Origin of the sequence: Brevibacillus choshinensis (assembly GCF_001420695.1) — a bacterium.
GTDB classification, from domain to species: domain Bacteria; phylum Bacillota; class Bacilli; order Brevibacillales; family Brevibacillaceae; genus Brevibacillus; species Brevibacillus choshinensis.
In genome coordinates this window covers 722,923-736,165 of record NZ_LJJB01000013.1, presented here as the reverse complement: position 1 = coordinate 736,165, position 13,243 = coordinate 722,923, and the positions used below count along the sequence as shown (strand labels likewise).

Annotated in this window: 12 protein-coding genes; all 12 read right to left on the bottom strand. The window is 48.8% G+C overall.

Annotated features, from left to right (window positions below):
- Positions 1-12: 12 nt before the first annotated feature.
- A complete protein-coding gene (gene rpsO / locus AN963_RS23785) occupies positions 13-282 on the bottom strand; it encodes a 30S ribosomal protein S15 (RefSeq protein WP_049738821.1) in 270 nt (89 codons plus the stop codon).
- Positions 283-424: 142 nt separating this feature from the next.
- The gene (locus tag AN963_RS23780) at positions 425-1,357 is read right to left on the bottom strand and encodes a bifunctional riboflavin kinase/FAD synthetase (RefSeq protein WP_055747022.1); all 933 of its coding nucleotides are present in this window, start codon (positions 1,355-1,357) and stop codon (positions 425-427) included.
- 2 nt (positions 1,358-1,359) lie between these two features.
- A complete protein-coding gene (gene truB, locus AN963_RS23775) occupies positions 1,360-2,286 on the bottom strand; it encodes a tRNA pseudouridine(55) synthase TruB (RefSeq protein WP_055747021.1) in 927 nt (308 codons plus the stop codon).
- Positions 2,279-3,274 (bottom strand): DHH family phosphoesterase, encoded by a 996-nt coding sequence (locus tag AN963_RS23770; protein WP_055747020.1) that lies wholly within the window; start codon positions 3,272-3,274, stop codon positions 2,279-2,281. The genes truB and AN963_RS23770 overlap by 8 nt, the downstream gene beginning before the upstream one ends.
- Positions 3,258-3,629: a 30S ribosome-binding factor RbfA gene (gene rbfA, locus AN963_RS23765; protein WP_055747019.1), complete on the bottom strand. Its 372-nt coding sequence runs from the start codon at positions 3,627-3,629 to the stop codon at positions 3,258-3,260. The genes AN963_RS23770 and rbfA overlap by 17 nt, the downstream gene beginning before the upstream one ends.
- 23 nt (positions 3,630-3,652) lie before the next feature.
- A complete protein-coding gene (locus AN963_RS23760; protein ID WP_055747018.1) occupies positions 3,653-3,934 on the bottom strand; it encodes a DUF503 domain-containing protein in 282 nt (93 codons plus the stop codon).
- A complete protein-coding gene (gene infB / locus AN963_RS23755; RefSeq protein ID WP_055747017.1) occupies positions 3,934-6,492 on the bottom strand; it encodes a translation initiation factor IF-2 in 2,559 nt (852 codons plus the stop codon). Before infB ends, AN963_RS23760 begins: the two co-directional genes overlap by 1 nt.
- Positions 6,493-6,514: 22 nt before the next feature.
- Positions 6,515-6,814, bottom strand: a complete 300-nt coding sequence (locus AN963_RS23750; protein ID WP_055747016.1) for a YlxQ family RNA-binding protein — start codon at positions 6,812-6,814, stop codon at positions 6,515-6,517.
- A complete protein-coding gene (rnpM, locus tag AN963_RS23745) occupies positions 6,811-7,101 on the bottom strand; it encodes an RNase P modulator RnpM (protein ID WP_055747015.1) in 291 nt (96 codons plus the stop codon). The genes AN963_RS23750 and rnpM overlap by 4 nt, the downstream gene beginning before the upstream one ends.
- Before the next feature lie 2 nt (positions 7,102-7,103).
- A complete protein-coding gene (nusA, locus tag AN963_RS23740; protein ID WP_055747014.1) occupies positions 7,104-8,195 on the bottom strand; it encodes a transcription termination factor NusA in 1,092 nt (363 codons plus the stop codon).
- Positions 8,196-8,238: 43 nt separating this feature from the next.
- Positions 8,239-8,697, bottom strand: a complete 459-nt coding sequence (rimP, locus tag AN963_RS23735; RefSeq protein ID WP_055747013.1) for a ribosome maturation factor RimP — start codon at positions 8,695-8,697, stop codon at positions 8,239-8,241.
- Between the two features lie 167 nt (positions 8,698-8,864).
- Entirely contained in the window at positions 8,865-13,169 is a 4,305-nt protein-coding gene (locus AN963_RS23730) for a PolC-type DNA polymerase III (protein WP_055747012.1), read from the bottom strand.
- Positions 13,170-13,243 lie beyond the last annotated feature (74 nt).

Genomic DNA, 13,243 nt, shown 5'->3' with positions numbered 1-13,243 from the left:
ACAAGACGCTAATTAGCGACGCAGACCCAGACGGTCTACTACCGAACGGTAACGTTGTACGTCCGATTCACGCAAGTATGTCAACAGGTTACGACGTTGACCTACCATTTTCAACAGACCACGACGGCTGTGGTGATCTTTCTTGTGCGTACGCAAGTGTCCGTTCAGGTTGTTAATGTTTTCGGTCAGGATAGCGATTTGTACTTCCGGCGAACCGGTGTCGTTCTCATGAGTACGGAACTCTTGGATCAGTTGAGTTTTACGTTCTTGAGTCAATGCCATCATGACTCACCTCCTTATTTTGTATACCGTTAGCCGAGTCCGCCGTCGGTGAGCCTCGGTCGGCCAAGCTACGGTTATCTGTACAACGTTTTGAATTATAGCATACCATTTTACGAAAAGCAAAGAGATTCCAATACAAGATTTACTCGCGAATTTTTTGCTTGGCTGTTTCCACGTCACGTTGAATTTGAGCGATCAGTGCGTCGACACCTGCAAATTTTTGCTCTTCGCGGATATAGAACAAAAATTCAACCTCTACATCCTTGTCGTAAATCTCGCCCGAGAACTCAAAAATGTGTACTTCCAGCGATTTTTCTTTCTTTTCAAGCTCAAAGGTCGGTTTAATTCCTACGTTCATCACACCGTAGTAGCTTTTTTGATCAACGGTAAATCGTACGCCATACACACCGTTTTTCCCGATCAAATAAGGTGAAGCCACTTTCACGTTTGCGGTAGGAAAACCAATCGTACGACCACGTTTATCACCGTGAACAACAGTCCCCCGAACTTTGTATGGACGCCCAAGCAAATGACGGACCTGATCCACATCACCATCATGCAAGTATTCCCGGATGATGGTACTGCTCACCTTTTCTCCCAGGCGATTTACAGGTCCGACGATATCCAGACCATAACGCCCTTCGCTCATTTCCTGTAGCGTCTGAGCCGTCCCCATACCGCGATGTCCAAACGTATAGTCAAAACCGACTACCACGTGGCGACAATCCAGTGGCAAGAGGCATTCGGAAATGAAATCTTCCGGATATACGGCAGCAAAACCGATATCGAAATTCATTACGTAGGTGTTATCCACACCCATTTTCTCGAATTGTTCCAGTTTATCAGCGAGTGGTGTCAGGTATCGAGTATAGCCGCTTTGCCCCAAAACCTCACGCGGGTGAGGATCAAAAGTCAGGACCGTACTTTGCCAACCGTTCGCCTTTGCGGTATCAATTGCTTTTTGAATGACTCGCCGATGACCGATATGTACACCATCGAAATATCCTAATGCGATTGCGCAAGGCTGCGTTTGCAAATCAGTAGAAAGTGGGTATGTCAGGGAGATCGTTTTCACGGTTACACCTCGGAAGGAAAGACTTTTTCTGCTTTGGCGTAGAGGCCTTTGTCCCCACGGCACACGCGGTGAATCCCGAGCAATTCGTCCCCATCAAACAGGCAGATCAAGCTTCCTTCCTCGGCACTTACTCCTGGCAGTGCAGTAACTAATCCATTACGCACCGCTCTGACGCGCTCCGGTTTTACTTGAATAGCGGGCAAGAACGACATCGCTTGCGGGATCGAGACCAATTTTCGGGAAAGCTCTTCCCGATCAGCAGCCGCATCTTCCAACAATTGAAGAGGGATCGCTTCCTCTTGTACGAACGGACCGCTTTTGATACGCCGCAACAGCTTCATATGGGCAGGATACCCCAGTACGCGCCCAAGGTCAACACATAAGGTGCGCATGTAAGTGCCTTTGGAGCATGTACACGTAAACGATACATCCACCACACCGTCACCCACCTGGATCTCATGAAGAGTCAGCTCATAGATCGTCACTTTGCGGGCTTGCCGTTCAATGACCGTCCCTTCCCTAGCCAGATCGTAAAGTCGTACGCCATTTACTTTGACCGCAGAGTACATGGGCGGTACTTGATCAATCTCTCCCAGGAAGGAACAGAATAACTCTTCTACGCGTTCTTTGGTAATCGAGGCTGTATCTACTGCCATCTGCCGGGTGACTTCACCTGAGGCATCCTCGGTTGTCGTAGAGGAACCGATACGCATGACCACATCGTAACGTTTGGGCAGTTCCTGCAAATACTCAACGAGCCGTGTAGCTTGTCCGAGGCAAATCGGTAGAACTCCCGTTACATCAGGATCAAGAGTCCCGGTATGCCCTACTTTTTTAGTGCCGTAGAGGCGACGGATACGCGCCACGCAATCATGAGAGGTCATGCCAGCCGGTTTGTCCACTACCAGTACACCGTTTACGTTACTCATTGCTGTTCACTCCTAGTGCTTCTTCCAAGACAAGCCTTACTGTTTCTTTTGCCTGCTGGAGAGATCCCCGAATGGTGCACCCTGCTGCTTTTGCATGCCCGCCGCCGCCCAGTTTCTTGGCGATGGCAGATACATCTACCCGATCACGTGCCCGCATACTCACCTTAACTGCCCCTGCTTCGGACTCTACGAAAGAAACTCCGACTTCTACGCCCTCGATGTTTCGGCAGTAGTTCACCAATCCACCCGCATCTTCACGTTCTGCCCCCGATTGGACAAAGTCCTCTTGACGAACAGTAATGGACGCCACGAGGTTTTGGTGGGATAGCTCCAAGGATTGCAACGCGAGGCGCAAAATCTTGACATGGGCAAAGGTAATTTCTTCGAGGCAGCGTTCTGCTACTTCTCCTGGTTTGACACCGTAACGCAACAGCTGTGAAGCGATTTCCATCACATACGGCGACGTGTTAGAGTATCGGAATCCTCCGGTGTCTGTCAACAAGCCTGTATAGATGCATAGTGCCAGCTCTTCGTTAAAGGTCACTCCAGCCGCCAATGCCACATCGTACAAAATTTCTGCGGTTGCAGCAGCATCTGTCCGAATGAGGTTGATGGTGCCAAAGCCGTCATTTGTTGGATGATGGTCAATATTCAGCAAAGCAACTCCTGAACCAAATAGAGACCGTACATCGCCCATCCGAGACTCATCAGCACAGTCTACAGCGATTACGGCCTCGAATGTTTCGTCCAGCGGTTGCTTCGAGAGATTTCGCAGTTGGTCAAAACGCGGTAAAAAGTTGAATTTCACCGGAGTTTCTCCTTCATTTACGACGACGTACTCTTTTCCTAATTGCTCTAGAATCATGACTACACCCAGAGCCGAGCCAGTCGCATCCCCGTCTGGATTGACATGAGAAAGAACCAGGAAGCGGTCATGCGCATGCATGAATTGCGCCGCTTCCTCCACACGATTATGATTTGGATTCATCCTGTTTTCCCTCTTCAGTGGAGATTTCCCGCAGGATTGATTCTATTTTACTGCCGTAGTTGATCGACTCATCCAGTTTGAAAGTGAAATCTGGAATGTGGCGCAGCTTTACCCGCTTGCCGATTTCTGTACGCAAGTAGCCTTTTGCTTTTTGCAAGCCTGCCAATGATGCTTTGCGCTCTTCCTCACTGCCGAAGATGCTGACATATACTTTTGCCAACTGTAGGTCACTGCTCACTTCTACATCTGTTACGGTCACAAAACCGATGCGCGGGTCCTTGAGTCCACGTTGCAAAAGAATGCTCAGTTCTTTTTTGATCTCTTCCCCTACTCGGCTCATCCGTGTCTTGTTCATGTTTTTCACCTCCGCTGGCTGCACTAATCGTAGTATTCCGTATCCGCATGAATCAACTCCACGTCGGGGTGGTTTTCCACCAATCGTATAACAGCCTGTATTTCCTTTTGCAAAAAGGACATCTCATTAGCAACGGCAGCGATACCCAAAATGGTACGCTGCCACTGCTCGGGATAAGCCATCTCTGCTGCGGAGACATTGAAGCGGCTCCGCAACTTTCCAATCAGACTCTTGACGATGGCCCTTTTCTCTTTCAAGTTTTGACAAGCGGGCAGAAACAGTTCAATCTGCACACCAGCGAACATTATTGTTTCACTTCCACCATTACGAAGGCTTCTACAACGTCTCCCACCTTCAGATCTTGGAAGCGTTCGAGTGTCAAACCACACTCATAACCAGCAGCAACATCTTTCGCATCGTCCTTGAAGCGTTTCAGGGTATCTAGCTTACCTTCGTAAATCACAATGCCTTCACGAATCAGACGAGCTCCCGCATCGCGGCTCAGCTTACCTTCCGTTACGTAGCAACCAGCAATGTTACCCACTTTGGATACTTTGAACACTTCACGAATTTCTGCTTGACCGATAATGTTTTCTTTATAAACAGGATCCAGCATACCTTTCAGAGCTTGCTCGATCTCTTCGATTACGGTGTAGATAACACGGTGCAAACGGATGTCGATCTTCTCTTGTTCAGCCATGTTGCGCGCGTTTGGCTCAGGACGAACGTTGAAACCGATGATAATCCCGTTGGATGCGTTTGCCAGAGTCACGTCGGACTCGGTAATCGCACCAGCGCCTGTGTGAATGATTTTCACGCGAGTACCGTTTACATCGATTTTTTCCAAAGCACCACGCAAAGCTTCTACAGAACCTTGAACGTCTGCTTTTACAATCAGGTTCAGTTCTTTAATATCGCCTTCTTGAATTTGCTGGAAGAGATCGTCCAACGACACGCGAGCACTATCGCGACGCTCGGATTCACGCTGTTTCGATGCACGAGCTTCCCCGATGGCACGAGCTTTTTTCTCGTCTTCAAAGACGCGGAACTGGTCACCCGCTTGTGGAACATCATTCAAACCTGTAATTTCTACAGGAGTAGATGGACCCGCTTCTTTCAGACGACGACCTTTGTCATTTACCATTGCACGGACACGGCCGAATGCGGAGCCCACAACGATCGGATCGCCTACGCGCAGTGTACCTTGTTGTACGAGGATGGTCGCAACTGGACCGCGTCCTTTGTCCAACTCAGCTTCCACAACAGTACCGCGGGCACGTTTGTCAGGATTGGCTTTGAGCTCTTGTACTTCGGATACAAGCAGGATGTACTCCAACAGCTCCTCGATACCCGTACGTTGTTTTGCGGACAATGGGGAGAAAATCGTTTCACCGCCCCACTCTTCTGCAACGAGCTCATACTCAGTCAGTTCTTGCTTGATGCGATCAATATTCGCATCTGGCTTATCCACTTTGTTCACCGCTACGATGATTGGAACATTGGCTGCCTTTGCGTGGCTGATTGCCTCAATTGTTTGTGGCATCACACCGTCATCAGCTGCTACAACCAGAATCGTAATGTCGGTAATTTGCGCACCGCGTGCACGCATGGTTGTAAACGCTGCGTGACCAGGGGTGTCCAGGAACGTAATTTTCTTTCCTTTAATTTCGACCTGGTAAGCACCGATATGCTGGGTAATTCCGCCCGCTTCGCCTGCTACCACGTTGGTAGAGCGGATCGCGTCTAGCAAGGTCGTTTTACCGTGGTCAACGTGACCCATGATCGTAACAACTGGTGGGCGCTCCATCAAGCTTTCTGGTGCATCCACTTCTTCCAGTGTTTCGAAATTAGTCTCATCGATGATGATTTTTTCTTCGACTTCTACGTTGTACTCCGCGCAGATGAGCTCGATGGCCTCTTTCTCCAGATATTGGTTAATAGTGGCCATGATCCCCAAATTAAACAACTTTTTGATGATTTCCGCCGGTTCCTTACGCAGTTTTACCGCCAGCTCGTTCACAGTCAAAGAATCGGTGAATGTGATTTTTGTAGGTGGCTCAATAACTGGTCGCGGTTGTTTTTGCGTCGCGCGATGGTTATTGCCTCTGCGGTTATTTTGGTTGCGGTTGTTGCCGCCACGGAAAGGCGTGTTTTTCTTGTTGTCTTCAAATGTTTTCTGGGTTTGAGGCGCCTTTTTAATTTTTTCGCGTTTCTCAGTGCTAACATTTGTAGGGAGTTTTACTTTGTCTTCAAAATCCTCTCCCGTACGTGGCTCTGCAGTAGTACTGGCAGCAGGAGCAGCTTGATTTTGCGGACGTTGTTGTTGATTTTGTGGTCTTGATGGTCTCTGTTGTTGGTTTTGCGGCTGTGGCTTGCGGTCAGTCGGTTTTGCGGGTTGACTTCTCATATTGTTTGGTCTTCTCTCCTGATTCTTCCCCTGATTTTTTCCATGTTGAGGACTTTGCTGATCGGGACGGTTGCCATTTTGGCTGGTACCCGTTGGACGATTGCTGTTCGGGTTGTTTCCTCCACGATCACGGTCGGCCGGGCGGTCAGTCCTCTGTTGCTGTGAAGGTTGACCTTGCCCTGGTTGCGACTGGGGACGGGATTGTCCTCTGGATTCGTTGGGGCGTCGTTGATCGTCTGTTTGCTTCGGTCTTGCATCACTTGGTGGCGTTGAGCGCTGCTCCGGCTTGGAGCTCGCACGCAGCTTTGCCATGTGATCCTCGATCTTTTTGATCGACCCTTCTTCCATGATACTCATATGATTTGCTACTTCTATATTCAATCGCTTTAGCAAATTGAGGATTTCCTTACTGCTCATGTTGTGTTGTTTGGCATATTCATACACACGTGTCTTCAAATGGACTTCACCCTTTCGTTAGTTAGGTGAGCAGACGCTGAATGCTTTCGGCCAATTTCCCATCGGTTACCGCCACGGTAACGCGCCCATCTTTTCCGATTGCGTGCCCCAGTTCGTGTCGGTCCCCAGTGGTAACACACGAAACACCGTAATAGGAACATTTATCTCTTACTTTTTTGGCAGTGTTGTCAGATGCATCCGCTGCTAGCAACACCAGGCGGGCCTGACCACTGCGTACAGCTGCAAGGACGAGCTCCTCACCGGTAATTACTTTTCTTGCTCGCATTGCGAGTCCGAGCAATTGCGCAGCTTTTGGGATCATTGTCCCATCATCTCCAGCCATTTTTCACGAAATGCATCGTATTTCTCTTGGGTGATGGACATATTCAGGGCGCGTTCCAGCACTTTCTTCCATTTTCCCGACGCGAACGCATCCGGCTTCAGACAGCTATCCTGCCGGCAAACATAAGTTCCACGGCCAGCCGCCTTTCCGGTCAGATCAATGACGATCTCTTCTTCAGGCGTCCGGACCACACGAATTAATTCCTTTTTCGGGAACATTCCTTGGCAAACGATGCATTTACGTAAAGGTATTTTTTTTTGCTTCATGATTATTCGTTGTCAGCCCCTTCATCGCTCTCTACTGCTTTTGGATAAGCGATGCCTTCTTGATCAGCCTGGGACTCACTCTTAATATCAATTTTCCATCCGGTGAGTTTGGCAGCAAGACGTGCATTTTGACCGCGCTTACCAATCGCCAGAGACAATTGGTAATCTGGCACGATAACGCGCGTCACTTTCTCTGCCGCATTCACTTCAACGTGGAGAACCTTTGCAGGGCTGAGTGCATTTGCGACATACTCAGCGGGGTCTTCAGACCAACGAACGATGTCAATCTTCTCACCTTTCAGCTCGGTGACAATCGTCTGTACACGCATGCCCTTAGGACCGACACATGCACCGACTGGATCTACGTCTGCGTTAATCGAATGAACAGCGATTTTGGAACGGTCTCCGGCTTCACGAGCGACGGACTTGATTTCCACAACGCCATCGTAAATCTCTGGAACTTCTAATTCAAAGAGTCTCTTCAAAAGGCCTGGGTGGGTACGAGATACCACAATTTGTGGACCCTTCGTTGTTTTTTCTACCTTGATGATATATGCCTTTACGCGATCTTGTGATTTGAAGTCTTCGGAAGGCATTTTTTCTGTGATCGGCATAACTGCCTCTGCTTTGCCCAGATCGATGTAGTAATTGCGAGCATCCATGCGCTGTACAACACCCGTAACGATGTCGTCCTCACGCTCGATGAATTCGCTGTAGATCAATCCACGCTCCGCTTCGCGAATGCGCTGAGTAACGACTTGCTTCGCTGTTTGCGCTGCAATCCGCCCAAAATCACGTGGTGTTACCTCAATTTCAACAATATCATCCAGACGGAAATTTGGATCAATTTCCTGTGATGCCTCTAGGGAAATCTCAAGGCGTGGATCCAATACTTCCTCTACTACGCTTTTACGCGCGTATACACGCACGGTACCCGAATGACGATTTACATCTACTCGCACATTTTGGGCCGAGTTGAAGTTACGTTTGTATCCAGAGATAAGAGCCGCTTCGATGGCTTCAATCAGTACGTCTTTGGTGATGCCTTTCTCTCTCTCAATGGCTTCTAGAGCCTCGATAAAATCGCCGTTCATGACTTTCGTTGCCTCCTCCTTTACTTACCACCGGCCTTGACTATTAAAAGACGATTGCCATGCGGGCCGTGTCAATTTGTTCTTGTGGGATCACGTACGTCTTTTTTGGTTCCTTAACTGTCAGCTTGCCATCCTCAAAGGATATCAGTTCGCCTTCGAATAGGCTCGCTCCTTCTATTGGCTCTTTTGTTGTGATGTGAACATGCCGTCCGACAGCCTTCTCAAAGTCTTTATCTTTTCTCAGCGGACGCTCAGCGCCCGGCGAGGATACTTCCAAGAAGTATGCAGTTGGGATCGGATCCACTTCATCTAATATTTGGCTCAGCTTCTCGCTGACAAGGGCGCAGTCATCGATGTCGATGTTGCCAGTTTCATTGTCGATAAAGACGCGCAGAAACCAGTTGCTGCCTTCCTTTTTGTACTCAATTTCAACTAGTTCCAGACCCAATTCGTCAACAATGGGCGTGGCCAGTTCGGAGACGATGTCCGTTACCTTGCTCAAGCAAGTACCTCCTTCTCGTATGAACCCTGAGGTGTAGCCAGAAAGAAAGAGTGGGTTTCCCCACTCTCGATCTGTCATGCGTATAAAACCAGTATTTCCAAAAAAATTATAGCATAAGCGCCCTCCGCTGACAACCTTTGGATGAGCGACAGTCTCTTGACGCCTCATTAGAACAAGGACAGCTGGTTTGATTCTGGCAATCCTTTCAGGGCGCCCTGCTCCTCCAGATACTCCAAAATGGTCTTGGAGATTCGCGAACGAGAGAGCAAGTCTTCCTTGGATAGGAACTCTCCTTGCTTTCTCGCTTCTACGATGCTGATCGCAGCATTCGTCCCTAATCCAGGCAGCGCATTAAATGGCGCGATCAAGGAATCCCCGTCGATCAAAAAGCGGGAGGCATCGGATGCATACAGATCGACATTGGCAAAACGATAACCACGCTCCACCATTTCCAAGGCCATCTCCAGTACGGTTAGCAACGATTTTTCTTTTGGCTGCGCGTCATGGCCTTTCCCTTCGATCTCATCAATTTTTTGTCGAATAGCCGCCGAGCCTTTTACCATTAGAGGAATGTCGAAATCATCTGCGCGAACGGTAAAGTACGTCGCGTAAAACTCCAGCGGGCGATGCACCTTGAAGTAGGCAATGCGTACGGCCATCATCACGTATGCGGTGGCATGCGCTTTCGGGAACATGTACTTAATTCGTTGACATGACTGGATATACCATTCAGGAACGTTGTTGTTCCGCATCTCTACCTGATCTTCCTCTGGCACGCCCTTCCCTTTCCGCACCGACTCCATGATCTTAAATGCACGTGAAGGTTCCAGGCCTTTGTAAATCAAGTAAACCATGATGTCATCACGACAACCAATAACGTCAGGCAGCTTACACGTACCATTGCGAATCAAATCTTGAGCGTTATTCAACCAAACGTCCGTTCCGTGAGACAAACCGGAAATCTGAACCAGCTCGGCAAACGTGGTCGGCTTAGTATCTTCAAGCATTTGACGTACGAATTTGGTACCAAATTCGGGGATTCCCAATGTTCCCATATTCGTACCGATTTGCTCAGGAGTCACTCCTAATGCTTCCGTCGTACTGAAAATCGACATGGTCTTCTTGTCATCCAGCGGAATGGTTTTCGGATCCATGCCCGTCAAGTCTTGCAGCATCCGTATCACCGTGGGATCGTCGTGTCCCAGAATATCAAGTTTTAACAAGTTATCATGAATCGAGTGGAAGTCAAAATGAGTGGTGCGCCATTCTGACTCGTTATCATCCGCTGGGAACTGAATCGGACAAAAATCTTCAATTTCCATGTAGTCCGGAACAACGATAATCCCGCCCGGGTGCTGTCCTGTCGTCCGTTTTACGCCCGTGCAGCCATTTACAATGCGCGATACTTCCGCATTGCGCAGAGTCATTTTTCGTTCATCGGCGTATTTGCGGACGTAACCGTAAGCTGTTTTTTCCGCTACGGTACCGATCGTGCCCGCTCGATAAACATAGTCCGATCCGAACAACTCCTGGGTGTATTTATGCGCACGTGGCTGATAGTCCCCTGAGAAGTTCAAGTCAATATCCGGTACCTTGTCCCCTTTGAAGCCTAGGAACGTTTCGAACGGAATGTCCTGTCCATCCTTCGCATAGCTCGTGCCACAAGACGAACATTCTTTATCCGGCAGGTCAAATCCGGACGCGATCGAACCATCCGTAATGAATTCACTGTGCTTGCAGCTCGGACAACGGTAATGCGGCGGTAATGGATTAACCTCGGTAATATCCGACATCGTAGCGACGAAAGAGGAACCTACCGATCCCCGTGAACCTACGAGATAGCCATCTGTCAGTGACTTTGTCACCAGACGTTGGGAAATCAAATAAATCACGCCGAAGCCGTGCTTGATAATACTGGTCAATTCCTTTTCCAAACGGTGCTCTACCAGTTCTGGCAGTGGGTCGCCATAAAGTAATCTGGCTTTGTCGTAGCACATCTGGCGCAGCTCGTCATCTGCACCCTCGATGATAGGCGTGTACAGCTTATCCGGAATTGGGCTGACATCCTCGATCATGTCAGCTATGGCATTCGTATTCGTCACGACAATCTCGCGTGCGGTTTCTTCTCCCAGGAAAGAGAATGCCTCCAGCATTTCATCCGTCGTGTGCAAGTAAAGTGGAGGCTGGTTACCCGCTGTTGGATCCCCTTTGGATAACAAAAAGACATCGCGGAAGATCTCATCCTGCGGATTGAGGAAGTGTACGTCCCCTGTCGCAACGACGGGCTTATCCAGCTCTTTGCCCATTTCCACAATCATACGGTGGTAGCCCTTCATCGTCTCCAGGCTCGGTATTTCTTCATTGCGCAAGAGAGGTGAATATTGTGCGACGGGCTGAAGCTCCAAGTAGTCATAGAAAGCAGCAACTTCCTTTAGCTCCTCAGGAGATTTCCCGCGTAAGATCGCCTGCATCAGCTCTCCATCTTTACATGCCGTTCCTACGAGCAGACCTTCTCTGTACTTCGTCAACTGGCTGCGTTGAATCCGAGGCCATCTGAAGAAAGTTTCAACATGGGAGCGACTCACCAGCTTGTACAGGTTTTTGAGCCCTTCCTTGTTTTTCACGAGAATGGTCGCGTGGAATGGACGTCCGCTCTTATAATCCGCTTCCGCGTTACTTCGCTCGTTTAACTCTGCGAGCGTTTTGATTTCTGCTTCCTTGATATCTTTGAGCATTTGCTGGAACACATGGGCCAGTGCAACGGTATCATCCAACGCACGGTGAGCATTGATCAACTCTACGTTAAATTTTTTGGCCAAACTGCCCAAGCGATAGTTCCGCATTCCTTTATACATCATGCGAGCCAAAGGCAACGTGTCCAAAAATGCGTTGTTCCAAGGTTCCATGCCAACTCGTTTCGCACATGCATTGATAAACGCTTTATCGAATTCAGCATTATGGGCGACTAGAATGCCATCTCCCGTAAATTCCTTAAATTTGCGAAGAACAACGTCGAGTGTCTCTTGACCACGCAGCATTTCATTCGTAATTCCTGTGATCTCAGTCGTTTTCGGTCCAATTTCCAATTGTGGGTCGATCAATTCCGTCCATTGATCGATGATCTCAGAGCCTTTCATCTTTACAGCAGCGATCTCGATAATCGTATGTTCTGCGGCATTTAGACCTGTCGTCTCCGTATCAAACACCACATATTCAGTATGTTCATCGATGGCGACGTTGTTTTCAGAGGTGAGATTGTAGATGATATCAATCCCGTCTTCGATTACGTACGCTTCCATCCCTAGAATACACTTGATGTTGTTTTTCTTCGCAACAGAATATGCCTCTGGGAATGACTGTACGACTCCATGGTCCGTTATAGCGATCGCCGGATGACCCCATTTCGCCGCTGTCGATACCAGTGATTTAACGGAGGCGACCGCATCCAATGCACTCATCGGTGTATGACAGTGCAGTTCCACTCGCTTCTCGTCAGCCGTATCTCGACGCACGACTTGCTCAATCTGATTGAGATCATTGGCATTCATCACAAGATCTCGAATAAAGGTATCATGCTGTACGCTACCTCTTACCTTCACCCACATGCCATCCTTGAGGGCTTCCAGCATCTTGACGTCTTCCTTGTCGCGAGAAAACATTTTGACCGTGAGTGAGTCTGTATAGTCCGACACGTTAAACGTAAGCAAGTGTCGACCACTGCGCAGCTCCTTGACCTCGACATTGAACACGGTACCTTGGATAACAATACGACGCTCTTCATCCTGAATCTCGCAGATCGGAATGGGCGCATCCTTGATCTCATAGCCCATCATTAAGGTGGTGATGGCTTCGGTCTTGTCAGAAGACTTGCTTTCAGCCGCAGCAGCCGTCATTACGACTTCTACCAGGGCTCGTTCCTCTTCGTTTCGTTGCTCAACAAAAGCCTTGTAAGCTTCATCACTCTCCTCGGCATGGAAAGTGAACCTCGGCGACGTGTCCGTCACTTTTTGAAAAGTCGCTAGCAGCTCGCTGTCGGCTTTCTTTTTCTTCGCGACTTCTACCGTCATTTCGGTCGGCAAGTAAACTTTGATCTCTTGCTGATCTACCTGCTTCCTCGCTGTTTTCATCGTAACCGCCAGCGAATTGAGGGCAGGCTCTACTCTGCCAAGCAGGACATCCCAATATTCATCTACGATCTGTGATAATGGTGGTTTTTGCCCATAACGAAAACTCGCATCTACTTTTGCCAAATGCGAAAACGTCTGTGACAACCGTTGCGTAAACGCATGGAATACGTCGGCTGGCAGCATGTTGGGCAGCGTAAAGCGAAACACCCATTCCCGATTTTGCTTGTACAGCTCGAGTTTATCAATCTGTCCATCCAGAAAAAAACGCTCCACCCATTCTGCTGGCAGATCCATTTGCTTGACCAGCAGGGAGAAACGATGCTTTTGCTCTTGTGTACGGTCCACGGATATCCCACCTTCCCCAAAACAAGAAAAAGAGGTACTCCCATTTCCTCAGGGGAGTACCCCGTAAATTTCGA

Coding starts and splice junctions, on each gene's coding strand:
- rnpM (WP_055747015.1), bottom strand. CDS start 7,101: ATGAAGCAAAAAAAAATACCTTTACGTAAATGCATCGTTTGCCAAGGA.
- truB (WP_055747021.1), bottom strand. CDS start 2,286: ATGAGTAACGTAAACGGTGTACTGGTAGTGGACAAACCGGCTGGCATG.
- AN963_RS23760 (WP_055747018.1), bottom strand. CDS start 3,934: ATGTTCGCTGGTGTGCAGATTGAACTGTTTCTGCCCGCTTGTCAAAAC.
- rbfA (WP_055747019.1), bottom strand. CDS start 3,629: ATGAACAAGACACGGATGAGCCGAGTAGGGGAAGAGATCAAAAAAGAA.
- AN963_RS23770 (WP_055747020.1), bottom strand. CDS start 3,274: ATGAATCCAAATCATAATCGTGTGGAGGAAGCGGCGCAATTCATGCAT.
- AN963_RS23750 (WP_055747016.1), bottom strand. CDS start 6,814: ATGATCCCAAAAGCTGCGCAATTGCTCGGACTCGCAATGCGAGCAAGA.
- rpsO (WP_049738821.1), bottom strand. CDS start 282: ATGGCATTGACTCAAGAACGTAAAACTCAACTGATCCAAGAGTTCCGT.
- nusA (WP_055747014.1), bottom strand. CDS start 8,195: ATGAACGGCGATTTTATCGAGGCTCTAGAAGCCATTGAGAGAGAGAAA.